Source organism: Streptomyces sulphureus DSM 40104 (assembly GCF_000381025.1).
GTDB lineage: Bacteria > Actinomycetota > Actinomycetes > Streptomycetales > Streptomycetaceae > Streptomyces > Streptomyces sulphureus.
In genome coordinates this window covers 300,168-325,312 of record NZ_KB905820.1, presented here as the reverse complement: position 1 = coordinate 325,312, position 25,145 = coordinate 300,168, and the positions used below count along the sequence as shown (strand labels likewise).

At 72.0% G+C, this 25,145-nt stretch carries 20 protein-coding genes; 9 read left to right on the top strand and 11 right to left on the bottom strand.

Annotated elements, in window-relative coordinates; translation table 11 throughout:
• Positions 1–454 precede the first annotated feature (454 nt).
• Entirely contained in the window at positions 455–2,629 is a 2,175-nt protein-coding gene (locus F603_RS0122465; protein ID WP_019548195.1) for an ABC transporter permease, read from the bottom strand.
• Between the two features lie 169 nt (positions 2,630–2,798).
• Here F603_RS0122465 and F603_RS0122460 point away from each other — a divergent pair, with 169 nt between their 5' ends.
• Positions 2,799–3,440, top strand: a complete 642-nt coding sequence (locus F603_RS0122460; protein WP_019548194.1) for a TetR/AcrR family transcriptional regulator — start codon at positions 2,799–2,801, stop codon at positions 3,438–3,440.
• A gap of 116 nt (positions 3,441–3,556) precedes the next feature.
• Here the strand turns inward: F603_RS0122460 and F603_RS0122455 are convergent, their stop codons facing one another.
• The 4 genes from F603_RS0122455 to F603_RS0122440 all read right to left on the bottom strand — a co-directional run bounded on the left by F603_RS0122455 (position 3,557) and on the right by F603_RS0122440 (position 8,670).
• Positions 3,557–5,362 carry a thiamine pyrophosphate-requiring protein gene (locus tag F603_RS0122455; protein ID WP_019548193.1) on the bottom strand — a complete coding sequence of 602 codons (1,806 nt, stop codon included), beginning with the start codon at positions 5,360–5,362 and terminating at the stop codon, positions 3,557–3,559.
• 109 nt (positions 5,363–5,471) lie between these two features.
• Positions 5,472–6,041 (bottom strand): RICIN domain-containing protein, encoded by a 570-nt coding sequence (locus F603_RS0122450; protein WP_019548192.1) that lies wholly within the window; start codon positions 6,039–6,041, stop codon positions 5,472–5,474.
• 201 nt (positions 6,042–6,242) lie between these two features.
• A complete protein-coding gene (locus F603_RS0122445; RefSeq protein WP_019548191.1) occupies positions 6,243–7,742 on the bottom strand; it encodes a class I adenylate-forming enzyme family protein in 1,500 nt (499 codons plus the stop codon).
• 427 nt (positions 7,743–8,169) lie between these two features.
• Entirely contained in the window at positions 8,170–8,670 is a 501-nt protein-coding gene (locus F603_RS0122440; protein ID WP_019548190.1) for a flavoprotein, read from the bottom strand.
• A gap of 166 nt (positions 8,671–8,836) precedes the next feature.
• Here F603_RS0122440 and F603_RS0122435 point away from each other — a divergent pair, with 166 nt between their 5' ends.
• Complete coding sequence (locus tag F603_RS0122435) at positions 8,837–10,036, top strand: helix-turn-helix domain-containing protein (RefSeq protein WP_019548189.1); 1,200 nt, start codon at positions 8,837–8,839, stop codon at positions 10,034–10,036.
• Positions 10,037–10,129: 93 nt separating this feature from the next.
• Complete coding sequence (locus F603_RS0122430) at positions 10,130–10,594, top strand: hypothetical protein (RefSeq protein ID WP_019548188.1); 465 nt, start codon at positions 10,130–10,132, stop codon at positions 10,592–10,594.
• Between the two features lie 52 nt (positions 10,595–10,646).
• Here the strand turns inward: F603_RS0122430 and F603_RS32605 are convergent, their stop codons facing one another.
• Entirely contained in the window at positions 10,647–11,285 is a 639-nt protein-coding gene (locus F603_RS32605) for a M23 family metallopeptidase (protein WP_051096308.1), read from the bottom strand.
• Between the two features lie 110 nt (positions 11,286–11,395).
• Complete coding sequence (locus tag F603_RS0122420) at positions 11,396–12,481, bottom strand: LacI family DNA-binding transcriptional regulator (RefSeq protein ID WP_019548187.1); 1,086 nt, start codon at positions 12,479–12,481, stop codon at positions 11,396–11,398.
• A gap of 270 nt (positions 12,482–12,751) precedes the next feature.
• On the opposite strand from F603_RS0122420, the gene F603_RS0122415 reads away from it, so the two are divergent.
• The 4 genes from F603_RS0122415 to F603_RS0122400 all read left to right on the top strand — a co-directional run bounded on the left by F603_RS0122415 (position 12,752) and on the right by F603_RS0122400 (position 17,679).
• On the top strand, positions 12,752–14,113 hold the full coding sequence (locus F603_RS0122415; RefSeq protein WP_019548186.1) for an ABC transporter substrate-binding protein: 1,362 nt from the start codon (positions 12,752–12,754) through the stop codon (positions 14,111–14,113).
• Positions 14,113–15,132, top strand: coding sequence for a carbohydrate ABC transporter permease (locus tag F603_RS0122410; RefSeq protein WP_019548185.1), 1,020 nt, complete (start codon positions 14,113–14,115; stop codon positions 15,130–15,132). The genes F603_RS0122415 and F603_RS0122410 overlap by 1 nt, the downstream gene beginning before the upstream one ends.
• Before the next feature lie 10 nt (positions 15,133–15,142).
• On the top strand, positions 15,143–16,075 hold the full coding sequence (locus F603_RS0122405) for a carbohydrate ABC transporter permease (protein ID WP_106431368.1): 933 nt from the start codon (positions 15,143–15,145) through the stop codon (positions 16,073–16,075).
• 146 nt (positions 16,076–16,221) lie between these two features.
• Positions 16,222–17,679, top strand: a complete 1,458-nt coding sequence (locus F603_RS0122400; RefSeq protein ID WP_019548183.1) for a glycoside hydrolase family 1 protein — start codon at positions 16,222–16,224, stop codon at positions 17,677–17,679.
• A 787-nt stretch (positions 17,680–18,466) separates the two neighbouring features.
• Here the strand turns inward: F603_RS0122400 and F603_RS0122395 are convergent.
• Both F603_RS0122395 and F603_RS0122390 read right to left on the bottom strand, forming a co-directional pair.
• On the bottom strand, positions 18,467–19,894 hold the full coding sequence (locus F603_RS0122395) for a sensor histidine kinase (RefSeq protein WP_026328635.1): 1,428 nt from the start codon (positions 19,892–19,894) through the stop codon (positions 18,467–18,469).
• On the bottom strand, positions 19,891–20,595 hold the full coding sequence (locus F603_RS0122390; RefSeq protein ID WP_019548181.1) for a response regulator transcription factor: 705 nt from the start codon (positions 20,593–20,595) through the stop codon (positions 19,891–19,893). Before F603_RS0122390 ends, F603_RS0122395 begins: the two co-directional genes overlap by 4 nt.
• A 634-nt stretch (positions 20,596–21,229) precedes the next feature.
• On the opposite strand from F603_RS0122390, the gene F603_RS0122385 reads away from it, so the two are divergent.
• Positions 21,230–21,814, top strand: a complete 585-nt coding sequence (locus F603_RS0122385; protein WP_019548180.1) for a hypothetical protein — start codon at positions 21,230–21,232, stop codon at positions 21,812–21,814.
• A gap of 240 nt (positions 21,815–22,054) precedes the next feature.
• Here the strand turns inward: F603_RS0122385 and F603_RS0122380 are convergent, their stop codons facing one another.
• Together F603_RS0122380 and F603_RS0122375 are read right to left on the bottom strand one after the other, a co-directional pair.
• The gene (locus F603_RS0122380; RefSeq protein ID WP_019548179.1) at positions 22,055–22,927 is read right to left on the bottom strand and encodes a spermidine synthase; all 873 of its coding nucleotides are present in this window, start codon (positions 22,925–22,927) and stop codon (positions 22,055–22,057) included.
• Between the two features lie 109 nt (positions 22,928–23,036).
• Positions 23,037–23,477, bottom strand: coding sequence for a hypothetical protein (locus F603_RS0122375; RefSeq protein ID WP_019548178.1), 441 nt, complete (start codon positions 23,475–23,477; stop codon positions 23,037–23,039).
• Positions 23,478–23,645: 168 nt separating this feature from the next.
• On the opposite strand from F603_RS0122375, the gene F603_RS0122370 reads away from it, so the two are divergent.
• Positions 23,646–25,100, top strand: a complete 1,455-nt coding sequence (locus tag F603_RS0122370; protein ID WP_037956626.1) for an NsdA family TPR-like regulatory protein — start codon at positions 23,646–23,648, stop codon at positions 25,098–25,100.
• Positions 25,101–25,145: the final 45 nt, after the last annotated feature.

The following is a 25,145-nucleotide window of genomic DNA, read 5'->3' as shown; positions in this document are numbered from 1 at the left end:
GCGGCATGCAGACGGCGACGTACACCCCCGCGGACCCCACTACGCGGCCGCACCGAGGCGCACGAACGCCTTCGGAGGGCAAGGGGGCAGGGGCTTCCACGCGGCGCCCGTATCGAGTGGATCAAGGGCGCAGGTTCCGGGACTGTATCACCGCACGGTGTCCGGCCTATAACCTGATCTACCGTCAGTTCACCATTCGAAACGCCGCCTGACGTGCCGCACGTTGCTTCGGCTCCACAACGCTTTCGGCAGTTGTTCGTGCATGGCTGAACTGATGCGCGTACATCGTCGTTGTATGGCGTCGAGCGACAGTCCCATGCGCGTTTTTGTACGGACGACCACGCGTGCGAGATGGACACAGAATGGGCGCAATTTCCGTCGCTTGCCCTCACATTGAAGAGCCCCGCCGCTTCCGCGAGGGGAGCGGCGGGGCACGTCGCCGTCCTGGCGAGCCTCACCCCTTCGGTGCGGCCTCCAGCTCGACGCGGACACCCCGGCGGCCGGCGTCCTGCTCCACGGGAGCCGGCGCTTCCGCGCCCACGGGGCTCGGCGTCCTCCTCTCGCGGCGGGAGAGCCAGAGGTCGACGGCGAAGTGGAGGAGCAGGCCGATCGCGCCCCACACCGCGACGGTCAGCAGGTTGCGGCCGACGCCGTGGCCGTCGAAGTAGACGAGGGAGCGGACCGTGTCCACGGCCGCCGGCAGCGGCAGGAAGTCCTGGAGCGCGCGGAAGAGGTCGGGGACCATGTAGATCGACATGCCGCCGCCGGAGGCGGGGACGCCGGCGAGCATCAGGACCACCATCGCCGGGATGATCGCCGCGAGGCCGAAGGTGCGCGTGAAGACGCCGGTGATCAGCGAGACGGAGAAGATCGTCAACGCGCCGAAACCGATCAGCTCGAAGGCATGGCCGTTCACCGCGCCGATCAACACGTCGAAGAGGAACCAGAGCCAGAGCGCCATCCCCACGGCCCACCCGCCGAGCTTCGGCAGGAAGTGGCGCAGCCGCTTCAGTTCGGGGGCGCCGCCCCGCAGCACCGCCATGACGAGGAAGCCGGCCATGATCCAGGACATGCCGACGTACATGCTGTTGCTGCCCATGGTGTCGTCGGCGGTGAGCGGCTCGACGTCTGTCAGCTCGAGCGGAGCCTGCTGCCCCGCGGCCACCTGCTGGAACACCGCTTCCAGCGCCTGCTGTTGGCTGTAGCCGGCGCCCGAGGAGGTGTAGAGCGTCGCTTCACCGCCCGGTGCCGTCGGCAGGACGTAGGCGCCGACGACGTCCTGGTGCAGGATCTGCTCCTTGGCGTCGTCGACCGACGTGCCCGTGCGGAGGTCGAGCATCGTGCCGAGCTTCGGTTCGAGGCCGTCGGCGACCTGCTCGGCCTGCTGGGCACCGGCGCCGACCACGACCACGGGAAGGTCGCGGACCTCCGGCTTGTGCATCGAGGCGCTCATCGTGCCCACGACCGCCACCAGGATGCACAGCGGAAAGGCGAGCACGGCGAAGTACCGCATCCCCTTCGAGCGCACCGGTCCCCCAGCGAGCGCGGGGAGCGGGGTGCTCGCGTCGGTCACCTGCGGCGCCGCCGGGATCGTGTGGCCGGAACGGCGCTCCTTCAACAGGGCGAGCAGGAAGGCGAGGACGAGCCAGACGCCGAGCGTCAGCAGGTACCCGCCGACGCCCCGGCCGTCGAAGTAGAGCAGGGAGCGCAGCGACTCACCCGCGGCCGGCAGCGGGAGCACCCCGTGGAGGAACTGGAAGAAGCCCGGCATGTGGTGGACGGGCAGCGCCAGGTTGGACGCCGGCATGCCGAAGCACACCCAGAGCAGCATCCCGAGCAGCACGGCCATCGGCCCGACCAGCTTGGTGAAGAGCAACTGCGTCATGCCGACCGCGCCGACGGCCAGCACTCCGACGCCGAGGAACTGGAGGTAATGGCCGTCCACGGCGCCGACGACGGGGCCGAGGATCGTCCAGATCAGCGTGCTCGTCGCCGTTGCCCAGCCGAGCAGGAGCGGGACGAACCGCCGCAGCCTCAGCAGGAACGGCACCGACATCGTCATCACGCTCAGCGGGACGTAGCCGGCGAGCATCATGCCCATGCCGGCGAACAGGACGGCTGTGCCGGACATGTCGCCGTCGGGAAGCGGGGCGGTCTCCTCCATCCTGGGCTGCCACTCGTGCTCGGCGGCCACGGGAGCGAGGAGCTGCTGGACCGTGCTCGCCTGGGAAGCCCCGGCCGCCGACGCCGTGTAGATCACCGCCTCGTCGCCGCCGCCCGCCGGCACCTCCAACGCGCCTGCTATCTCACGGTCGTTGAGCAGCTCGCGCGCCTCCTCGGCGGTGGCGACCTGCCGCGCCTCGACGGCTTCGCCCTGCGCGGACTCCAGACCCGAGACGACGGCCTGCGCGGCCTCGCCCGTGCCGACGACGGCCACCGGCACGTCCTTCGGCGCGGGCGAGTGCATCGTGCCGACGTACGTCGCGTACATCATCGTCACCATGAGGAAGGGCATGGCGAAGAGGGCGACGTAGCGGATGATCCGGGTCTTCCTGTCCTCCGTGCGGGACGTGCCCGGAGGGTCGGACGAGGACGGCGGGCCTTCGGCGGGCGGGGCGGAGGGCTCCACGGAATCTGGCTCCTTGCTGGGGGGTGGTCGGGCTCCGGACGTGGGAGCCGACTGCGGCATGTAAGTCACTCGACTTACCCGCACCCCAATATAAGTCACGTGGCTTACAACTGTGGTCGTGGGTTACGTTGGCGCCTCGGCTCGCCACACGCAGGAGACGACGACCCCGATGGCCAGATCAGACGCGGCGCGCACGGCGCTGCTCGACACCGCCGAACGGCTCTTCGTCGAGTCGGGCATCTCGCACGTCTCGGACCGCAAGGTGGCCGAAGCCGCGGGGAACACCAACCACTCGGCCGTCGGCTACTACTTCGGCGGACGCGAGGGACTGCTCCGCGCACTGCTCACCCGCCACCTGGCGGCCATGGAGGAACCGCGCCGCGCCATGTTCGCGCGCTCGGACTCGCTCCTCGACGACGTGCGCTGCCTCGTCGTGCCCGTCACGGACGCCCTCGCCGAGCTGCCGCCGCCGACCTGGCGGGCGCGGTTCGTCAGCCAGGCGCTCCACGACCCCGTCACCGCGCCGCTGTGGCACGGTCTGGAGGACGCGGCGCCCACGGCGGCGCTCATCATCCGCTCGGCGGTCTCGCGGCTCGACCTGCCGAAGGCCGTCGTCCGCGGCAGGGCCGCGCTGATGTCCCACGTCATCACGTCGGCGTGCGCGGAGATGGAGGAGCGCGCGGAGCGCGACGGCGAGGAGCCGAAGTGGCAGGCGGCGGGCGACTTCCTCGCCGACGCCATCACGGGGATGCTGACCGCTCCCGTCAGCCGGCCCTCGGACGTGCCGTCCCTGGCGGCAGAGGACGCCTGAGGGGCGTCAACCAGCGAGCGGGGAAGCCGGTCGACGTCCGACTCCCGGAATCACAGGGGCCGTTCGTACGACGGACCGGCGCCCGCCGCCGGGCACCGGTCCGTCCTGCGCAGCCGTCAGTCGCTCTTGCGGCCGGGGAGGTTCTCGTACATCTCGGTGAGCTTCTGGCGGAAGCCGCGGGCCGCGATGCCGGTGCGCTGCGGGTCCTGCACGCCCGCCTTGACCGTCTTGGTCGCCTGGTCCTTCGTCACGTGCGGAGGGATCGGTGCGATCTCGCTGTCGACGACGAACTCCAGCACCGTGGGCTGCCCGCCGGCGAGCGCCTCCTGCCAGGCGCCGGTGACCTGCGCGGGGTCGTCGCAGCGGATGCCCCGCAGGCCGGCGAGTTCGGCGTAGCGGGCGTAGGGGAAGTCGGGGAGGTCCTGCGAGCCCGGGTACTTCGGGTCGCCGCCCATCGCGCGCTGCTCCCAGGTCACCTGGTTGAGGTCCTGGTTGTTGAAGACGCAGAAGACCAGCGGCGCGGACGAGGCGAGCCGGTCGGCGTACCGCTTCACCGTCAGCATCTCGTTCATGCCGTTCATCTGGAACGCTCCGTCGCCGACGAAGGCGATCACCGGCCGGTCCGGGTAGGCGAACCGTGCGGCGATGGCGTAGGGAACGCCGGGGCCCATCGTCGCGAGGGTGCCGGAGAGCGTGGCGTGCATCCCCTTGCGCAGCTTCAGGTGGCGGGCCCACCAGTTGGTTGCCGAACCGGAGTCGGCGGTGAGCAGGGCGCCGTCCGGCAGCAGCGGCGAGACCTCGTGCACGACCGCCTGCGGGTTGATGCGGCCCTCGAAGGTCTGCGAGGCGCGCTTGCGCAGAACCGCGTTCCAGGAGTCGACGTCCTTCTCGATCTTCTCGCGCCAGGAGCGGTCCTCCTTGCGCTCCAGGAGCGGGATGAGTTCGCGGAGCGTCTCCTTGGAGTCGCCGACGAGGTGGGCCTCCATCGGGTACCTGATGCCGATCATGCGTCCGTCGATGTCGATCTCGACGCCGCGGCAACTGCCCTCGTCCGGCAGCCATTCGCCGTACGGGAAGCTGCTGCCGATCATGAGGAGGGTGTCGCACTCGTTGATCATCTCGTCGCTGGCCTTGCTGCCCAGCAGCCCTATCGGGCCCGTGACGTACGGCAGTTCGTCAGGCACCACGTCACGGCCGAGGAGCGCCTTGGCGATGCCGGCGCCGAGGAGGTCGGCGGCCTCCAGCACCTCCCCCTCGGCGTCGGCCGCGCCCTGGCCGACGAGGAGGGCGACCTTGCTGCCCTCGTTGAGAATCCCGGCCGCCTTGTGCAGCTCCTCGCGGTTGGGCAGCACCCGCGGCCGGCTCCAGCCGACGCTGGAGAAGACGGCGCCGTGCTCCCTCGGCGGCGACGGCTCGGCATCGGCCTCCTGGATGTCCTCGGGCAGGATGATGGTCGCGACGCCGCGCGTGGTGAGCGCCGTCTTGAAAGCGCGGTCGATGACGTGCCGCACCTGGCCCGGGTCCATGCAGACCTGGCAGAACTCGCTGACGTCGGCGAAGAGTTGCTCGAGTGCCACCTCCTGCTGGAAGTGGGTGCCCTGCGCGATGCGCTTCTGCTGACCCACGACGGCGACGACCGGCTGGTGGTCGAGCTTCGCGTCGTAGAGCCCGTTGAGCAGGTGGATGGCGCCGGGGCCCGAGGTGGCGGTGCAGACACCCACCTCGCCGGTGAACTTGGCGTGGCCGCACGCCATGAAGGCGGCCATCTCCTCGTGACGCGTCTGGATGAACTCCGGTCGCCCCGCTGCCCGGTCGAAGGCGCCGAGCATGCCGTTGATGCCGTCGCCCGGATATCCGTACACGCGCTGGACCCCCCAGGCGCTGAGGCGCCCGAGGACGTAGTCGGCTACCTGCTCAGCCATGGTGCTCCCTCCCCAGATGTTGGGCGTCGGGTCGGAGGGGGCGGGTTCCACGGTGAGGCGTACGCAAACCGGGGCCGCCCCGCGCGAAGCGGGGCGGCCGTCGGGTGGGTCAGATGTTCCAGGGCTGGTCGTTGGGCGCGATGCGCCACAGCCGGTCGTCGCTCGGGTAGGCGGTGTCGAGGTGGAGGCTCTCCCACGAGCCGTCGTTGTAGCGGTTGAGCGTCATGGCGAGGTCGGGGTCGGTCTTCGGGGTCCACATCCACCAACCCGAGTTCCGTCCGCCGGAATTGGATGCGTGGAGGACCCACTTCTGGAGGTCGGACCCGTCGCACGTCTTGATGACGAGCTGGGTGCCCCGCTGCGGGTCTGCGGTGGCCGGCTGGAGGCACTTGTCGGCGGCGGCGTTGCGCAGTACCCGGGTTGAGGTCGCCGACCCGGGGCCGGGCCCGGGGCCTTCGGCGCGCCAGGCTTCGGAGCTGTACTTCCACGCCGGGTCGCGGAGGCTGATCACGGTGGCGCCTTCGGCCTTGCTGTCGCCGTAGGTCGCCAGTCGGCTGCCGCTCGTCTTGTTGATCACGTCGCGGTCGGCGGGGTCGGCCGAGGCGTGCGTGGCTCCCAGCACGCCGGTCAGGGCGACGGCGGCAACGGAGACGGCGAGCAGGCGGTGGTGTCGGGGCATGACGATGTGCGTTTCCCTCCTGAGCGGGCTCCGCGGAATGCGGAGCTTGACGCCTGAATGATGATCGGCGGGAGCGGTGGGCCGTGGGCGGATACGTCGGGTTCATCCGCACGACGGACATGGTCAAACTCCCGTCCGGCACGGTCGGTCGGTGTCCTCCTGGCCGACCCGGAGCCCTGTCCCACCCGTACGTGGGTTGGCCTACCGGCCCTCGCTCCCGCGTCCCCGCCTCCCCGCGAGGGCCGGCTTGTCGATCTTTCCGGCGCGGGTCAGCGGCATGTCGGTGAGGACCTCGACGTGCTCGGGGACCATGTGGTCCTGGTGGAGGACGGTTGCGACGTGGGCTCTGAGCGCGTGTGCGCCCGGAGCGTCCTCGGTGAGGGTGACCGCGGCGTGGACGTGGTCGCCGCCGTGCCGCTCGTCGGGGACGGCCCAGACCGCCGCCTCGCGGACGGCCGGGTGGCCGAGGAGCGCCTCCTCGATCAGCCGCGGGTAGACGTGCGTGCCGGTGGCGTGGTGGATGAGCAGCTCCTTGCAGCGGCCCTCGAGCGTCAGGTAACCGTCCCCGCCGAGGCGTCCGAGGTCGCCCGTGCGCAGCCAACCGTCGTGCACCGCCTGCTCGTTGGCGTGCTCGGGGCCGAGGTAGCCGGCCATGAGCGCCGGGCCGCGCACCCACACCTCTCCGCTCTCGCCGTCCGGCAGCGGGGCGCCCTCCGCGTCCCTGACCTCGATCGAGACGCCGGGCACCGGGCGTCCGACCGACGCGCGGACTGCGGCGTCCCCGTACAGGTGGTCCTCGGGCGTGAGCACGCTGACGACGCCCGTCTCCGTGAGGCCGTACACCTGCTGGAGCACGGGGCCGAACCGCTCCGTGGCCTGATGCAGCCGGTGCGGGGTCGAGGGCGCGGCGCCGTACGCCAGCAGGCGGAGGCCCGACAGGTCCGCGCCGGCGCACTCCGGGTGGTCGAGCACCTTGGCGAGCTGCGGCGGGGAGAGCACGACGCGCGTGATGCGCTCGCCGGGGACCAGGCGCAGGAAGGCGCCGGCGTCGAACCCCTCGTGGAGTACCAGGGTTCCGCCCGCCGTGAGCGTCGGCATGGCGAAGTACCAGCTCAGGTGGGACATGTCGGTGAAGACGAGGCAGCGCTCCCCCGGCGTCGCGAGCGCGCCGGGCTCCGGCACCGGCTGCGCGAAGAGCGCGTGCGTGTGAGCAACACCCTTGGGCACGCCCGTCGTTCCGCCGGTGCACAGCAGGGTGCGCACCCGGCTCGCGGGGGCGGGCGGGGGCGCGGCCGGCGGGTCGACGCCGGGTGGCGGGGGCACGAGCGCCAGCGGGCGGGGAGTCAGTCCTGGGACCTCGGCCGCGAGGGAGCGGGCGGTCGGTGCCTCGTTCGGGTCGTGGCAGAGCTCCGAGGCCGACGCGTCGCGGAGGAAGGTGCGCTGGACGGGACGCGACGCGTCGCGGGCGACGTGCGCGACGGGGCGCCCCGCCAGGTGGCAGGCGAGGTGGACGACGAGGGCCTCGGGACGGTTGCGGGCCAGGACGCCCACGGCCCCGGTCCCGTGGGCGAGCGCCGCCGCCAACACGGCGATGTGACGGCCGAGTTCGCCGTAGGTGAGACGGCCACCGCCGTACACGACGGCCTCGCGCCCGGCCCAGCGGCCGAACGCGTCGCGGAGCAACTCCTCGACATAGCTCATGGTCGCCGTTCTCTCCGGCGGAGCCGCCGCACAACGCGGCTGCACCGCATTGCATCCGAAGGAGGGAAACCGCCGGAGGTCGGGAGACGTGAGCCGCCCGTCCCGTCCGTGCCGGAGCGCTCCGCGCCCGGCGACGTCCTGCCGAGAGAGGGTGCCGGGCTCCCCCGCTCGACGGCATCACGCCGGGCGGCGAGACACCGGGCGACACCTCGTGCGCCGCCTGGTACTCCGCCTGCGACGGGACCATCCCCGCCGTACACCAGCACCCGCCTCGACGGCGCCGAGCGCGACAACGCCTGCTCCGTCGACCACCTGCTCTTGCTCACCAACTCCTCGGCGCGAAAAGGACCGTTCGAGAGCCGACGGAGCGTGCCCGGCTCCGCAGCGCCCCTTCCCACCCACACCGATGGGCCGCTCGCGGACCGGGCTACCCGGCGAGCCCGTCGAGCCCGGACTCCCACGGAAACCCGCCCTCGACGCGGAGCCCTTCGACGACGGTGACGCCCGCGCCGCGCAGCGCGCCCACCGAGCGTGCGAACTGCGGGTGCCGCGAGAGCGGACGGTTGACGCAGGTGATGGTGGACAGGGGTGAGCCGCTGCCGATCGCCTCGGCGGCGAGGCCGACCACCAGCGTCGAAGTCAACCCCTGCGCCCAGTGGTTGACGGTGTTGAACGTCGCGGGAGCGAGCAGCGTCGCGTCGGCCGGGTCCCACACGTCGGCGTCGCCGGGGCGCGGATAGCTGACGCGTACGGGGTTGCCTGTGAGCTGCGCGAGCGGTGCCAAGCGGTCGTCGAGCCAGCTCGCCGCGGTGGGGGTGAGCCCCAGGCAGACCGTCCAACCGCGGTGCTGGGCACGGCGGATGCCCTCTTCGACGTGGAGGACGGGGGGCGCGGCTGAAGCGAGGAAGTAGAGCACATGCGAGGCCATAAGGGAATCCCATCACGGGAGACGCCACCCGAAACGGTGGTACGAGAGCGGGTGAGCGCGCGCAGCGTTCATCGTGGGGGCCGCAGGGTAGCCAGCCCTGGCCGAGCGCCGACGGCGGTGCGTGACAGGGCGCACCGCGCGGACCGGGAGACGAACGGAGGCCGCATTGGCGGGACTTCAGGAGGAGCGCACGGGGACGCGCATCGCCGAGCAGCGGAAGCTGGCGGGGCTGACCCAGCGGGGACTCGCGCAGCGCATCCCGTACTCCTACAGCATGCTGCGGCAGGTCGAGGAGGGGCACAAGAACGCGTCCCCGGACCTCGTCGCGGCGGTGGCGCACGCGCTCCGCATCGACGTCACCACGCTCACGGGGCAGCCGTACCTCGCGGAGCTGCGCCAGGACCGCCTCGCGGAACTGATCCGCCCGATCCGCGAGTGCCTCGACCTCTACGACCTCGAGCCGTCCGCCGCGTACGAGGTCCGCCCCGTCGCCGAACTCGCCCACGACGCGGACGACTTGTGCCGCCTGGTCCGCGCCACCCAGCTCAACACGGCGGCGCGGGCGCTCCCGCCGCTCGTCACCGAGGTGACGGCCGCCGCGCACCGCGCACCGGGGACGCACGTCTGGCAGACCCTCGGCTCCTGCTACCGCACGGCGTACGACCTCGCCACGAAGCTCGGCTTCCACGACCTCTCCACGATCGCCCTCGACCGCATGGCCTGGGCGGCCGAGCGCGCGGGCGACCCGTTGCTCGCCGCCGTGCGCCAGTACATGCGGGCGCTCGCCTACTTCAGGGAGGGCGAGCACGGGGTCGGCCTCCGGCTCATCGGCAAGGGCCACCTCCTGCTGGAAGGCGCCGAGCACGAGTCGGGCGCCGCGGCGTGCGAACTGCGCGCCGTGCAGGGCCAGTTGCACCTCGGCGCCGCGATCATCGCGGCACGCGCCCGGGACGCGGACACCGTACGGGCCCGCCTCGCCGAGGCCCGCACGTGCGCGCAGCACACGGGCGAGGCCGGGTGGGTGCACTGGCTCTCCTTCGGCCCCGCCAACGTCGCCGCGCACGAGCTCTCCGCGCACGTCGAGATGAACAGGTACGGAAAGGCGCTCCAGGCGGCCTCCCGGCTGCAACTCCCGCACGGCTGGGCGATGTCGAGGCGTGCGCACGTGCACATCGACCGGGCACGCTGCGAGATGGAGACGGGCCGCACGGAAGCCGCCCTCGATTCGCTGATCACGGCGCGACGCATGGCCCCGCAGCAGACGCGCTACCACCCGGGCGCGCGCGAGACGCTCAAGGGCCTGCTCCAGCAGCGGCGCCGCACCCCGGGGACCCTCGGTCACATGGCAGCCTGGATCGGGATGTGAACCGGCATGCGCGCGGGGCGCATCCGGGGGCGTGCGACCGAGCGTCACCAACGAGTGACACTTAGTGGCACATCGGCCGGGCAGGCTGGCCGCATGCCGATCGACCAGCCGTTTCCCCGCCGGGTCAACGCTCCCGGCCCCGACAGCCCTTGGCTCCCGCCCGCCGGCGCCGGCACCGAGCTCGTACCGGCCGGGGTGTGGTGGGACGCGGTGCGGGTCCGGCTCGGCATCGGCGAACGGCTGCTCGCACGGCTCGGCCCCGCGGCGGGCGCCGTACTCAAGGACCCCTGCGACCACCGGCTCTACCTGCTCACCGATCCGGGGTCCACAGCCGATTGGGCGTTCACCTCCTACGCGGCGGAGGTCCAGCTACTCTCCACGGCGACGTGGGTGGCGATCCCGCCCCGCGACCGCATCCGGGCACGCGGCCCGTACTGGCTCGTCCCCCCGGACGGCGACGAGTGCTGCCTCACGGAAACCGGGCGCCTCCACGCCGCGGTCGTCGGTGCGCTCGCCGAGGTGCTCGGCCCGCGCACCGGCGAGCCGCCCGTCGTGTGACGTGCGGTGCGGGGCCCGGCGGTGCGGGCCCCGCATGTCCGCGTCTTCCGGCTCAGGGCAGGTTGACGCCGTGTGAGGCGAGGTACTCGAGCGGGTCGGTGTCGGTGCCGTAGGCGCGTCCTTCGCGCACCTCGAAGTGGAGGTGCGGGCCGGTGCTGTTGCCGGTGTTGCCCGAGCGTCCGATCACCTTGCCGGCCTGCACGCTCTCGCCGGGCGAGACCGTGATGGCGGAGAGGTGCGCGAAGAGCGTGTACTTGCCGTCCGTCATACGGATGGTGACGGCGTTGCCGTAGTCGCCCGCGCTGCCCGCCTCCACGACCGTGCCCGAGCCGACGGAGCGGACGGGGGTGCCGACGGGGACGGCGAAGTCGACGCCTGTGTGGTGGCCTGCCGCCCAGTCGCCCTTGACCCCGTAAGCCTGGGAGATCGTCGCCGAGCTTGCGAGCGGCGACGTCCATCCGCTGGTGGGGGTCCGTTGCCGGTTGCCCCAGGCGTCCTCCGTGACACCACGGACCAGGTCCCGTGCGGCCGAGACCGCCGCGGACTGGTCGTCCCCGCCGCGGCCTGGTCCGTCCGCGGCAGCCGCGGTTCCGCCGGTCGCGACGACTGCGGAGGCGAGGGCACCGCAGAGTGCCCACCTGATCCGGGTGCGTGCCGGGCGCTGCTTCGGCGCCGTAGCTGTGTACGTCATACCTGTGAAGCAAACGCGTGCGGTGGCGGGCGCGCACGCCGGACGGCGCCGCGAGGGTGACGTGACGGGCGGTCAGCCTCAACCCCTGGGTTCCGAACGACGTTGGTCGCTCAGGAGGAGCTGCGCACCACGAGTTCGGTCGGCAGCACCCGTCGCGGCGGCTGCGGTTCGTCGGGCTCCGGCTGGGCGGAAGCGCGCACGGGCCGCGCCTCCGCCGGCTCACGCTCCCTCAGGGAGAGCAGAATGCGGACCATCTCGCGGCCCATCTCGTCGATCGGCTGACGGACGGAGGTGAGCGGCGGGTCCATGTGCCGTGCGATGGCGGAGTCGTCGAAGCCGACGAGGGCGACGTCCCCCGGCACCGAGCGGCCGGCCTCGCGCAGTGCGAGTCGGGCACCGGCCGCCATCACGTCGGAGGCGCAGAAGACGGCGTCGAGGGAGGGTTCGGCGGCGAGCAGGCGGCGCATCGCGCGGTGGCCGCCCTCCTCGGTGAAGTCGCCCTGGACGAGCAGCGATTCGTCGACCCCACGGCCGGCGGTGCGGAGCGCCTCGCGGTAGCCGTCCGCGCGGCAGCGGGCGACGTACATGTCAGGGGGGCCTGTGATCGTCGCAACCGTGGTGCGTCCGCCGTCGAGGAGATGGCCGACGGCGGAGCGGGCACCCGCCGCGTTGTCGGTGTCGACGTACGGCATCGACTCGTCGGACGAGCGGCGGCCGTTGAGGACGGCGGGGAGGCCGTGCTCCGCGAGGAGGTCGGGGAGCGGGTCGTCGGCGTGGAGGGAGACGAGGAGGGCGCCGTCGACGCGGTGCGAGGCCGCGTACTGCGTGAAGCGGTCGCGCTCGCGCTCGTTCCTGATCAGCGTGAGGAGCAACTGCATGTCGTGCTCGGCGAGTTCGGCGCTGGCGCCGCGGAGGATGCCGGAAAAGTACGGCTCGGCGAAGAAGCGCGTCTCCTGCTCGGGGACGACGAGCGCCACCGCGTCGGTGGTGCCGGCGGCGAGCGCACGGGCCGCGCGGTTGGGGACGTAGCCGAGCTGCGCTATCGCGTCCTCGACGAGTTCGCGGGTGTGCGCGCTCACCCGCGGCGAGCCGTTGACCACCCGCGAGACGGTGCCGCGGCCGACGCCCGCGAGGCGGGCGACCTGCTCCAGCGTCGGGCGCCTTCCGCCCGCAACTCCGTTGCGCACCGCTGCCATCGCTGCCTCTCCGCTCGTGCTCTCGTGGTCGCTGCTCGCCGCCGGCCGGGGGCTCCCCGCCGGCGGACGCCGCTCCTCGTCCGCCGGCTCACGTCCGGGGGCGTCCGGCGTCCGGCTCGGATCATTCAACTACACCCCGTTCCTTACGAGTTGCTGCCGCATACCTTGACACCCCGCCGCGGCTCCGTAACCTTCAAGCCATCACAACTGGGAGCGCTCCCAAGGTACATGCCGCATTCAGGAACCGTATGTTCGGGAGGACGCAGCACCATGAGAACCGACCGCACCACCACCCCTGCGCGGCGCCTCGGCACGCGCGTACGTACCACGCGTCTCGCCGCAGCCGGCCTCGCCGCCGTCCTCGGCTCCGGCCTGCTGGGCGCCTGCGCCGACGACGGCTCGTCCGACTCGGCGTCGAGCAAGGACAGCTCGGGCGGACGCAAGACGACTGTCTCCGTCGGCGTCTTCGGCGTCTTCGGCTACAAGCAGGCCGGCCTCTACGACGAGTACGAGAAGCTCAACCCCGGGATCAGCATCAAGGAGAACTCGACCGAGCGCAGCGAGGACTACTACCCCGCGCTCCTCAACCACCTCACCGCCGGCAGCGGACTCAGCGACATCCAGGCGATCGAGGTCGACAACGTCAACGAACTCGCCACGGAGCAGGCCGACAGGTTCGCCGACCTCGGCAGGGCGAACGGCGTCAGCGAGGACGACTTCCTGAAGTGGAAGTGGGACCAGGCGAAGACCGAGGACGGCAAGGTGATCGGACTCGGTACCGACATCGGTCCGATGGGCGTCTGCTACCGCAAGGATCTCTTCGGGAAGGCGGGCCTGCCGACCGAGCGGGACGAGGTCGGCAAGCTGTGGGCCGGCGACTGGGACAAGTACCTCGACGCCGGCGAGAAGTTCACGTCGAAGGCGCCCAAGGGCACGCACTTCATGGACAGCGCCGCCGGGCTCTACAACGGTGCGGTCTCCGGCTATCCCCTCAAGAACTACAGCCGCAGCGGTGAGCTCGTCTACAAGAAGAGCCCCGCGGTGCGGGAATCCTGGGACCTCGCGATGCGTGCGATCGACGGGAAGATGACGGGCAAGCTCAAGCAGTTCGACACCGCCTGGGACCAGGCGTACGCCAACGGCACCTTCGCCAGCGTGATCTGCCCGCCGTGGATGCTCGGCTACATCAAGGAGAAGTCGGGGAGCCGCGGCGCCGACAAGTGGGACGTCGCGCCCGCGCCGAAGCCGGCGAACTGGGGCGGCTCCTTCCTCGGCGTCCCGGAGCAGGCCAAGAACAAGGACGAGGCGGTCAAGCTCGCAGCCTGGCTGACCGCTCCCGAGCAGCAGGCCAAACTCTTCAAGAAGCAGGCGAGCTTTCCAAGTTCGGCGAAGGCGCTCGACATGCCCGAAGTGAAGAACGCCAAGCACGAGTACTTCGACAACGCGCCGATCGGTGAGATCTTCGCGAAGGCGGCGAAGGACATCCCGACCACCGTCCTCGGCCCCAAGGACGCGGTCGTCAAGCAGAACATGTCCGACGTCGGCATCCTCCAGGTCGAGCAGCAGGAGAAGACACCCGAGCAGGGATGGTCGGCAGCGACCAAGAAGATCGACGACGCGGTCGAGGACTGATGGCTCCCCCGGACACCCGCGTGCGGGACCGGAGCCGGGCTTCGACCGAAGGACCGCAGGGCAACGGCCCCACGAGCGGTGAGCGTCCGGGCGCAGGACGACGGGTCGGAGACTCCGGCCGCGTCAGCCGGCTGCACCGCTGGGACGCCAAGTGGAGCCCGTACGCCTTCATCGCGCCGTTCTTCCTCTTCTTCGCCGTCTTCGGCCTCTTCCCGCTCCTCTACACGGGGTGGGCGTCGCTCCACTCCGTCTCGCTCCACCATCCGACGCAGATGGAGTGGACCGGCTGGCACAACTACAGCCGGCTGCTGGAGGACGAGTTCTTCTGGAACGCGCTGCGGAACACCTTCACCATCGGGGTGCTCTCCACCGTCCCCCAACTGCTGATGGCCCTCGGGCTCGCGCACCTGCTCAACTACCGGCTGCGCGGCAGCACGTTCTTCCGGGTCGCGATGCTCACTCCGTATGCGACCTCGGTCGCCGCGGCGACCCTCGTCTTCGCCATGCTCTTCGGGCGCGACTACGGGATGATCAACTGGGTCCTGGAGCTGGTCGGAATCGACCACGTCGACTGGGAGAACGGCACCTGGACGTCGCAGATCGCCGTCTCCTCCATCGTCATCTGGCGGTGGACCGGCTACAACACGCTCATCTACCTCGCCGCGATGCAGGCGATCCCCGGCGACCTCTACGAGTCTGCGGCGCTCGACGGGGCCTCCCGCTGGCAGCAGTTCCGGCACGTGACGATACCGGCGCTGAAGCCGACGATCCTCTTCACGATCATCGTCTCGACGATCGGCGCGACCCAACTCTTCGGTGAGCCACTGCTCTTCGGCGGCTCGCAGACCGGCGGCGGCTCGCACCAGTTCCAGACGCTCGGGTTGTACCTCTACGAGCAGGGCTGGTTCAACTTCCATCTCGGCCGGGCGTCGGCGATCGCCTGGGCGATGTTCCTCATCCTGATCCTGATCGGCCTGATCAACTGGCTGATCGGCCGACGGCTGCAGAAGAGCCACTGAGGGGGCGACCGTGGTTCTCCAATCAACGCCCGCACGGGCGAAGTCGAAAGCCGAACGCGCCGCATCGCCTCCGGGCGGGGCGGGTGTGCCGCACCCCCGCACGGGACGCAAGCGCGGAGCCGGACGCCAACTCCACGGCGGGAAGGTCACGTACGCGGTCCTCGTCCTCTTCTCGCTCGGATCGCTGCTGCCGCTGGTGTGGACGGCGATCGCCGCCTCCAGGGACAACCAGCGGCTCGCCGAGACGCCGCCCCCGCTCTGGTTCGGCTCCCACCTCGGCTCCAACCTCATGACCGCCTGGAACGACGCCAACATGGGCAAGGCGCTGCTCAACACGGTCGTGGTCGCGGGCACCATCGCGGTGACGACCGTGCTCTTCGCCACCCTCGCCGGGTACGCGTTCGCCAAGCTGAGGTTCCGGGCGAAGAACCTGCTGCTGCTCGTCGTCATCGGGACGATGATGGTGCCACCGCAGTTGAGCGTCGTGCCGCTCTTCATGGCCGTCGCCGAACTGGAGTGGACCAACCAGCTCCAGGCGGTGATCCTGCCGATGCTCGTCAGCGCCTTCGGCGTCTTCTTCATGCGGCAGTACCTCGCCGGAGCGCTGCCCCTGGAGCTGATCGAGGCCGCGAGGGTCGACGGTGCGCACAGCCTGCGGGTCGTGTGGCACGTCGTCTTCCCCGTGGCACGGCCCGCGATGGCGGTGCTCGGAATGCTCACCTTCGTCATGGCCTGGAACGAGTTCTTCTGGCCGATCATCGCCCTCACCCAGGACAACCCCACGGTGCAGGTGGCCCTCACCGGACTGGGGCGCGGCTACATCCCCGACCAGTCGGTGATCATGGCCGGAGCCCTGCTGGGGACGCTGCCGCTGCTGATCGCCTTCGCAATCTTCGGCAAGCAGATCGTGGGCGGGATCATGCAGGGGGCGATCAAGGGATAACCCCCGCCTGCCGGTTGCCTCCGGACCCTCCCGGCCGCCCGCGACGCCGCATCCAACGGCGCGCGTGACGGCCGGAGCAGGCCACCTACCGCACCACCGCAACACGTTCGACGCACCCCACCACGTACAGAATTGGGAGCGCTTCCATGACCTCCGAAACCCCGGCCTTCCCCGACGGCTTCCTCTGGGGCACGGCGACCGCCGCCTACCAGGTGGAAGGTGCAGCCGCCGAGGACGGCAGGACACCTTCGATCTGGGACACCTTCTCCCACACCCCCGGCCGCGTCCTCGGCGGCGACACCGGCGACACCGCTTGCGACCACTACCACCGGTTCCGCGAGGACGTCGCGCTCATGGCCGAACTCGGCGTCGACGCCTACCGGTTCAGCGTTTCCTGGCCCCGCGTGCAGCCGACCGGACGCGGTCCGGCCGTCCAGCGGGGGCTCGACTTCTACCGCGCCCTGGTCGACGAGCTCCTCACCCACGGCATCACGCCCTTCCTCACCCTCTACCACTGGGATTTGCCACAGGAGTTGGAGTCCCCCTTCCACGGGGGCACGGCCGCCGGCGGCGGATGGCCCGAGCGCGAGACGGCGTACCGGTTCGCCGAGTACGCACAGGCGGTGGGCGAGGCGCTCGGGGACAGGGTGCACCACTGGACGACCCTCAACGAGCCCTGGTGCAGCGCCTTCCTCGGCTACGCCTCCGGGGTGCACGCGCCCGGGCGCACCGAGCCCGTCGCCGCACTCCGGGCAGCGCACCACCTCAACCTTGCGCACGGCCTCGGCGTCCAGGCGCTCCGCAGCGTGCTCCCGAAGCGCGCGGAGGTGCTCGTGAGCCTCAACCCCGCGGTGGTACGCCCCCGTTCGCAGTCCACCGGGGACGTCGACGCGGCCCGGCGCATCGACGCGCTCGCCAACCGCGTCTTCGCAGGACCCATGCTCCACGGCCGCTACGACGAGGACCTCCTCGCCGATACCCGGCACCTCACCGACTGGTCCTTCGTCAAGGACGGCGACACCGAGACCGCACACCAGCCGCTCGACGGACTCGGCATCAACTACTACACACCCTCCGTCGTCTCGGCCGCGCCCGAGGGCGCCACCGAAGTCGACCGGGCCGACGGGCACGGCAACGGCACCGCCTCCCCCTGGATCGGCGCCGAGCGCGTCGCCTTCCACCAACCGCCGGGCGAGCACACGGCGATGGGCTGGTCCATCGACCCCACGGGACTCGGCGACCTCCTCCACCGCTACAGCGAAGAGGCGCCCGGACTGCCGCTCTACATCACCGAGAACGGCGCGGCCTACGACGACAAGCCGGACGCCGAGGGCCGGTTCCACGACCCCGAGCGGATCGCGTACCTCCACTCCCACCTCGAGGCCGTGGCCGGCGCCCGGAGCGAAGGCGTCGACGTGCGCGGGTACTTCCTCTGGTCGCTGCTGGACAACTTCGAGTGGGGGTACGGGTACAGCCGCCGGTTCGGCATCGTCCACGTCGACTTCGAGACCCAGCAGCGCACACCGAAGGCGAGCGCCCACTGGTACGCGGAGGCGGCACGCACCGGCCGGCTCCCCGAGCCCACCCTCCCCGCCCTCGACTAGGCGGAGGGGCCGGGAGCGGCGCCGCTGGGGGACGGCGCCGGTGGGGGGCTCTCCGGCTGTGCGACGCCGCTGGGGGACGACGCCGGTGGGGGTGCGGCCGGGGATGAGGCGGGACGCAGCGGGTGGGGGGAAGGAAGCCGCTGCGCCCCGCCTGGCCGGGGGTCCGGGGGTCACCCCCGGCGGGCGATGGTCGCTGCTCCTCGCATCCGCGCGGACCCCGGAACAATCCGCGTGGATGCGGGAACGCTGAGCACGTTACTGCCAGCGGTTCGGCGATAGCGGGCAATTCGGGTGCGCGGCGGGGGTCTTATGGTGCGCTTAAGGTCGGGAAAGGGTGCCCTTAGAGGTGGCCGGTCTGTTCCCGGCCCGGTCACAGGGGGAGCGAGACCTCCCGTGCCGCGCGGATGGCCCGGGGTGCCGTCGTCGACTTTCCGGTTCTGGGGCGGTGTTCTTTGTGGGGACGCGGGGTTGCTGGACGCGGTTCCCGCGAGGGGTAACTCCGGGGAACGGGCAGGCGGTTGGGGCGAAGACGTGGCAGGGGCCTCGTGCTCCGCTGGGCTTCGCGAGGAAGCAACGCTGCCATCCCGCGTACGCCCACAACCGGCCGCGTACCAAGTCCCGCGCGGCCCGACGGAAGTGCCTCGCACCCCTGCCCGCTCCGGCAACTGGTTGCGAACCCACGCCAGTTGAGCGACCGGGCCCACCTCTCCCGCCACCACGGCCCTCGCATGAAGCCCTCAGCCGCGGCACGGTGAGGCAGCACCTGACCTCCGCGCCGGGAAGCACCTCAACGCCGGTGCCGCACCCGCCGTCCGCGGCCCGGCTCCGCCCTCTCCTCGCTGCCGTGGAGGCGGAACCGTACGCTGATCTCGGCCCCGCCGAGCACCGAGTCTCCGACCCGCACATCGCCCCCCGTCGACTCGGCGACCCGCCTGACGATGTCGAGCCCGAGCCCCGTGGAGCCGGGGCTGCCGTCGCCGACGCCGCGGCGCAGGGCGTCGTCCGGGTCGGGTATCCCGGGCCCGGCGTCGGAGACGAGCAGGATCACCGCGTCGCTCGCCGGCTGGGCCTGGTGGATGTCCACGGCGAACGCCGAGCCCTCCGGCGTGTGGCGGAAGACGTTGCCGAGCATCGCGTCGAGTGCGGCGCTGAGTTCGCCACGGGGAACGGGCACGGGGACAGGCCCCTCCGCACCTGCGACACGGACCTCGCGCCCCTCGTCCTCCGCGAGCGCGGACCAGAACCCCATGCGCTCGCGCACCACTTCGGCGAGGTCCGCCCCGCCCTGCGGCCCCGTCCCCGGCGACTGGGCACGCTGCTCACGGGCCGTGCGGATGATGCGGTCGACCTCGTTCTCCAGCGTCGCGACGGCCTCGCGGGTCTGCTCCGCCGTGTCGCTCTCGCCGAGCGACGCCGCGTTGAGCCGGAGCACGGTGAGCGGGGTGCGGAGGCGGTGCGAGAGGTCGGCGGCGAGTTCGCGTTCGCTCTCCAGGAGCTGGACCACCTGGTCGGCCATCGAGTTGAACGCCGCTGCCGCCGACCGCAGTTCGCGCGGCCCCTCGACGGGTACCCGGACCCCGAGCTTCCCCTCGCCGAGCCCGTGCGCCGCCTGCGCCAGCCGTTCGGCGGGACGCACCATCTTGGTGCCGAGCCGGTCCGCCACGGCGACGGAACCGAGGACGAGCGCCACCCCCACCCCGGCCAGCACGGCCCAGGAGGCGGCCACCCCGCTGTTGACGTCCTCGTCCGGCACGAACACCTCGACGACCGCGACCTTCCCTCCGGTCACCGCAGTCGGCTGGAGGAGTACGTAGCCGCCCGGCACCTTGACGTTGTCGGCCCGCCCGAGCCGCTGGGCCGCCCGCACCTCCGCGTCGGCGGCGCGCGGGTGCCCGACCTGTACCTCGCCCTCGGGACCGGAGCGGGTCGACGCGGCGTCGGTGGAGCGTGCGACGTCGTCCTGCTGGGCGGGGGCGGGGACGTGGACGGCGATGCGCCCGTCGGCGCCCGACTGCGTGCTCGCGACGGCCCGCTTCAACTCCTGCCGGTCGGTGGTGATCGCCAACGCCGGTCCGAGGGTGGACGCCTGACGCTCCGCGTGCGAGAACGCGCGGTCCCTCGCCGTCTCCTTGACGACGAGCGCGAGCGGGATCGCGAAGGCGACGACCACCATCACCGTGACGGCGAGACACACCTTGACCAGAGCCCATCTCACAACGGCGCTTCCCCCGGCGGCTCCAGCTTCACCCCGACCCCGCGAAGGGTGTGCAGGTACCGCGGGCGGGCTGCGGTTTCGCCCAACTTGCGACGCAGCCACGAGAGATGGACGTCGATCGTCTGGTTGTCCCCGTAGGACTGCTGCCACACCTCGGCGAGCAGCTCCTTGCGGGAGACGACGACCCCGCTGCGGCGGGCAAGGAACGCCAGCAGATCGAACTCCCGGCGCGTGAGGTCCAACTCGGCGCCGTCGAGCACCGCCTGGCGCCGCAACGTGTCGATCGCGAGCCCGCCGACACGGAGCGCACCCTCGTCGCCCGCGTCGTCCTGTGCGGTCGAGCGGGCCCGGCGCAGGACGGCCGTCATCCGCGCCGAGAGGTGCTCGACCGAGAACGGCTTGACGAGGTAGTCGTCGGCGCCCGCGTTGAGCAGCCGCACGATCTCCGTCTCCTCGTCCCTCGCCGTGGCGATGATCACGGGGACGTCCGTGAGCCCGCGCAGCATCTTCAGCGCCTCGGCCCCGTCGAGGTCGGGGAGACCGAGGTCGAGGACGACGAGATCGAACCCGACCTGGGCGACCTCCCGGAGCGCCTCCAGCGCCGTTCCGACACTCCTTACCGTGTGGGACGCGTCCGTGAGATGCCTGATGAGGGCCGAGCGGACGAACTGGTCGTCCTCCACGACGAGCACACGTGCCATGGGCGGAACCGTACGCCACGCCCACGCTCGTACGGCAGTTGACGGCGGGGCCGGGATACGGACCCCGCACTTCCCGAAGACCCGGGGACGGCACGCGAGCGAGCACGTAGGGTACGCGGACGCCGCGGGCGTCCCCCGACACCACGGAGAAACCGGACGACTCTCCGCACTGCGGACCAACGCGACACACCTGCCGGGCAGTTGGGAAACCCCCGCCGACGGCACGAATCCGCCGAAGCACACCGAGGGAGGTGAACAGCCGCCCCCAGCCGAAGAGCGCCCCTGCGCGACGACCGCCGGGTTCCGACCGGACGGCACCGCCACCCGAGCCGATCCACCCGGCCTCCGCCGCCACCCGAAGCTCGAAACCCGTCCCTACCACGGCAGTTGACGGTATGGCAGGCGGCAACCGCCGGGACCTCGGCACGGCGGCACCCCATCGCCTGGCCTCGCGAACGCAGCCGGGCGCGTCCCCGCCGGGACAGGGGCCGGAACCGTGCACCCGCCGGCGCGTACCGTCGGGGCGACGACACCGGGCGAGCAACAGCCAGGCGGCGCGGGGCACTCGCCCCTGGCGGCCCCTTCCGGCAGGCAGCCCCAGCAGAACGGACGACAAGGAACCCGAGGCGCATCGATGCGGCGCAGAGGACTCGTACACACGGGAGCGTGGCTCGCGGCGACGACCGCGGCCGTCACGCTCTCCTGGTTCGGCGTGCATACGGTACTCGCCGGCACCGTCTACGATCCGCCGCGCACGCTGCCGGTCTCGGGCGAAGGCGACGCGTCCGAGACGGAACCAGAATCGTCCTCCACCCACCGCCCCAAGCCCAGCCCGACGACGCTGCCGCCCGCCCCCAGCACCAGCCCTCCTCCCCCCGACAAGGAGAAGAACGAGGACGACAGCGGCGACGAGAAGAGCGACGGAGCGGGCAGCCCCCGCGCCCCTTCCACCCCGCCGAGCGAACGCACCCCTCCGCGGGGCGGCGCGGAGCGCACGAGCGAGATCCAGGGCGCCACCGTCCGCGGCGGCAGGGCCGTCTTCGACGTCAGGAAGGACACGGCCTCGCTCGTCTCCGCCACTCCGGAGGCCGGTTGGGACATGCAGGTGTGGGAGTCGTCGCAGTGGATACGCGTCACCTTCCGGAACGGCGAGGCGGCGTCCTCGATCATCTGCCGCTGGGACGACTCCGAACCCCGCATCGAGGCGTTCGAGAGCTGAGGCGCCACGCGGCCCGGACGCCGAGTCCCACCCCGCCCGCCCACGGCCGACCGTCCCGTGCGACCCCCCGCCGACCGACCGGCCCCGGTACGTTCCGACCCCGGAACGCCCCGACACCGCGCCCCAACTCCTGTCCGGCCGGGCACGATCCACGCCCCCACTGCACCGCTCCCGCTCCATCCCGCACTCCCCCTGCACCCACTCCGCCGCACGCATCCCGCCCCCGAGGACGGCCTTCCCCTACGCGAACACCCCCTCGGGCGGCGCAGGCGACGGTGTCGCCCGCGCATCCGTGACCGGCGCCGCGCTCCCCGCGAACTCGTCGAGCTCCGCCCCGTGTTGGAGGCGGGCCTGTTGCTCCCCGCGAGCGGCACGGCGCCCCAGCTCCTCCACCGGCAGCCTGCGCGCCGAAGCGACGAGCACGCCGTTCCCGAAGCGGCGCCCGCCCAGCACCGCGGGCGGCGCGACGAGGCAGCGCTCGCCGAAGACGGCGGCTGCCGTCGCCACTTGGGCGCGCAGGTACGCGCCGGGCGGGCCGTCGGCGAGGTTGGCGGCGAAGACGCCGTCCTCGCGCAGGACCCGGCGCACTTCTCCTAGGTACTCGACCGTGGTGAGGTGGGCCGGAGTCCGTGCGCCCCGGAAGACGTCGGAGAGGACCACGTCCGCCCAGGAGTCGGGGACCTTGCCGAGCACCTCACGCGCATCGCCCTGGCGGACGCGTATCCGCCACTCGGGAGGCAGCGGCAGCTCTTCGCGGACGAAGCGCACGAGGGCGCCGTCCGCCTCGGCGACCTGCTGGGTGGAGCGGGGACGCGTTGCGGCCGCGTATCTGGCGAGGGTGAGCGCGCCGCCTCCGAGGTGGAGCACGCGGAGCGGGGCGCGCTCGGGTGCCGCCAGGTCGAGGACGTCCCCGAAGGTGCGTTGGTAGGCGAAGACGAGCCGGGTCGGCTCGTCGAGGTCGACGTGGGACTGCGGGGCGCCGTCCAGGAGGAGGCTCCACGCACGGGGGTGCTCGCGCTCGGGTTCGAGGCTTGCCTCGCCTGTTTCGACCCGGGCAGTGACAACGGCGCGCCGGTGCCGCGCACGCCCTTGCCCCTTCGCTTTCTTCGCCATGCCGACAAGTATCCCGGAGAGGCCGCCGGCCTCCTCCGACCTGTGGACAACCCTGGACGGGCACCTGTCAAACCCCGCGACCGCCCAGCGCAAGCGCCGAACAGTCTCCCTACGCCTGCCGCGCGGCCGCCTCCAGAGTCCGCAGCGCCTCCCCCAACGCGGCCCGCAGCTCCCGGGGTTCGGTGACCCGCAACCGCGTGTCCTCCGGTGACACCAGCCACGACGTCCCCACCACGGGCGGCTCGTCGCCGACGCAGGAGGCCCCCCGACGACGCGGCCACGTCGGCGTGCACACGCTCCCGACCTGCTCCCAGCCGACCGAAGTCCCCGCCGGCACAAGGAAACCGAGGGTGTCGCAGCCGCGGTCGTGGAGCACGGGCCCCGCGCTTCCGCGGAGCCGCAGGATGTCGACGGCCTCCAGGCCGAGCCGCGCCGCCACCGACACCAGGTCGCTCGGCGCCTCTCCGCGCCCGGCACGGCCCGCGCTCTCACGCACCACCGCATGGTCCGGTCCGTACGCCGTCACGTCGCCCGCGTCGGTGTGCCGCATGGAGCCTCCTAGGCGCTCGCTGTGCACGGTCCAACGGCCCCGTTCCGTCAACGGCTACGGAGGCGGAGCACCGCAAAGGATGGCAGAACATGGCAGAAGCTGGGTGAGATATCCGGTTTGTAACCAAACTCACGGTGGCGGCTCCGTTACAACCGGTACCGTCCCGGCATGGCGTCGTCACCTTCCACGTCAGCAGGTTCGTCCCGGGTTCCGGGCGGTCCCCGCAGCCGCACCAGCCCCAACACGGCCTTCCGGCGGCTGCGGGGTCAGTTGTCGCCGGGCGAGTTCGCCGCCGCGGTGCGCCGCGCGGCGCGCGAGATCGGTGAACGGGTCTCCTGCGACGCACGCTACGTGGGCCGTGTCGAGGCAGGCGAGATCCGCTGCCCCAACTACGCCTACGAGCGCGTTTTTCTGCACATGTTCCCGGGCTGCTCGCTCACCGACATGGGGTTCGCGCCGAGGGAGTCCGTGCGGGGACGCTCAGCGCATGCCCGCCGGGCGTGCGCGACGGAGGAGCCGACCCCGCGAACGCCCCCCAGCCGAGCGGAACCCGCCCTCGCCCCGGACCGTCACATCCACCTCGCAAGTCCCCACTGCCCCGAGTACAACGAGGAGAGCGACGTGCTACGCCGCGTGTTCATGACCGGCGGACCCGCCGCCTTCGCGGCCGCCTCGCTCGTCGGCGCCGCCCCGGCCGCGTCGGCGAGCCAGCGTCCGACCCACGCCCGGATCGGCGCCTCGGAAGCCCGCACCGTGGAGAAAGCCGTCCGCCACATCAGGCTGCTCGACGACCGCCACGGCGGCACCGCGCTCTACCAGCGCGCGGGCGAGTCCCTGCGCCTCGCCTACGACCTGCTCGACTCGGGCACACGGCGCCAGTCCGTCGCCGACCGACTCCACTCGGGCGCCGGTGAGTTGGCGATCTCGGTCGGCTGGCTCGCACACGACTCGGGGCGCTACCCCGACGCCCGCTCGCACTACGCCGAGGCCCTCGCCACCGCCCGGGTGGCGGGCGACCCGGCGCTGGAGGCGCACGCCTTCTGCAACACCGCCTTCCTCGCCAGGGACGCCGGCCGCCACCGCGAGGCCGTACGCGCGGCCGAGGCCGGACAGCGGGCGGCGAAGGGGCTCGGCTCCGCGCACCTCCTCTCGCTGCTCTGCCTCAGGGAGGCCGGCGGCTGGGCGGGCCTCGGCGACCGCTCCGGCTGCCAGAGCGCGCTCGCCCGCGCGCACGCGCTCCACGAGCAGGGACCGAGCGACCTCGACCCGGAGTGGATGACCTTCTTCGGCGAGGCCGAGCTGGAAGGTTTGGAGGCGCAGTGCTGGTCGGCCCTGGGCGACTACAGCCGCGCCGCCGAACACGCGGAGCGCGCCGTCGCCCTCCAGGACCCGCACTTCACCCGCAACCAAGCCCTGTTCACAGCCGAACTCGCACGGGACCTCGCGGCGCAGGGCCGCCCCGAGGAGGCGGCGGCCGCGGGCGCACGCGCCCTCGACTTCCTCGGACCCGTCCAGTCCTCCCGGATCAGCGCCATACTCGACGGCACGGCGGAACGCCTGCGCGGCTACGGCGCCCAGCCCGGTGTCGACGCCTTCCTCACCCGGCACCTCCGCCGCGCATAGGGACGGCGGCGAACTCCCCGGCGGCGTCCGGCACTTCCCCGGGTC

What these genes read in the sequence shown, in the direction of transcription:
- F603_RS0122460 (WP_019548194.1), top strand. Translation starts at nt 2,799, where the DNA reads ATGGCCAGATCAGACGCGGCGCGCACGGCGCTGCTCGACACCGCCGAA.
- F603_RS0122445 (WP_019548191.1), bottom strand. Translation starts at nt 7,742, where the DNA reads ATGAGCTATGTCGAGGAGTTGCTCCGCGACGCGTTCGGCCGCTGGGCC.
- F603_RS0122370 (WP_037956626.1), top strand. Translation starts at nt 23,646, where the DNA reads ATGGCGTCGTCACCTTCCACGTCAGCAGGTTCGTCCCGGGTTCCGGGC.
- F603_RS0122380 (WP_019548179.1), bottom strand. Translation starts at nt 22,927, where the DNA reads ATGGCGAAGAAAGCGAAGGGGCAAGGGCGTGCGCGGCACCGGCGCGCC.
- F603_RS0122455 (WP_019548193.1), bottom strand. Translation starts at nt 5,362, where the DNA reads ATGGCTGAGCAGGTAGCCGACTACGTCCTCGGGCGCCTCAGCGCCTGG.
- F603_RS0122415 (WP_019548186.1), top strand. Translation starts at nt 12,752, where the DNA reads ATGAGAACCGACCGCACCACCACCCCTGCGCGGCGCCTCGGCACGCGC.
- F603_RS0122385 (WP_019548180.1), top strand. Translation starts at nt 21,230, where the DNA reads ATGCGGCGCAGAGGACTCGTACACACGGGAGCGTGGCTCGCGGCGACG.
- F603_RS0122410 (WP_019548185.1), top strand. Translation starts at nt 14,113, where the DNA reads ATGGCTCCCCCGGACACCCGCGTGCGGGACCGGAGCCGGGCTTCGACC.
- F603_RS0122450 (WP_019548192.1), bottom strand. Translation starts at nt 6,041, where the DNA reads ATGCCCCGACACCACCGCCTGCTCGCCGTCTCCGTTGCCGCCGTCGCC.
- F603_RS0122420 (WP_019548187.1), bottom strand. Translation starts at nt 12,481, where the DNA reads ATGGCAGCGGTGCGCAACGGAGTTGCGGGCGGAAGGCGCCCGACGCTG.
- F603_RS0122400 (WP_019548183.1), top strand. Translation starts at nt 16,222, where the DNA reads ATGACCTCCGAAACCCCGGCCTTCCCCGACGGCTTCCTCTGGGGCACG.
- F603_RS0122440 (WP_019548190.1), bottom strand. Translation starts at nt 8,670, where the DNA reads ATGGCCTCGCATGTGCTCTACTTCCTCGCTTCAGCCGCGCCCCCCGTC.
- F603_RS0122390 (WP_019548181.1), bottom strand. Translation starts at nt 20,595, where the DNA reads ATGGCACGTGTGCTCGTCGTGGAGGACGACCAGTTCGTCCGCTCGGCC.
- F603_RS32605 (WP_051096308.1), bottom strand. Translation starts at nt 11,285, where the DNA reads ATGACGTACACAGCTACGGCGCCGAAGCAGCGCCCGGCACGCACCCGG.
- F603_RS0122430 (WP_019548188.1), top strand. Translation starts at nt 10,130, where the DNA reads ATGCCGATCGACCAGCCGTTTCCCCGCCGGGTCAACGCTCCCGGCCCC.
- F603_RS0122375 (WP_019548178.1), bottom strand. Translation starts at nt 23,477, where the DNA reads ATGCGGCACACCGACGCGGGCGACGTGACGGCGTACGGACCGGACCAT.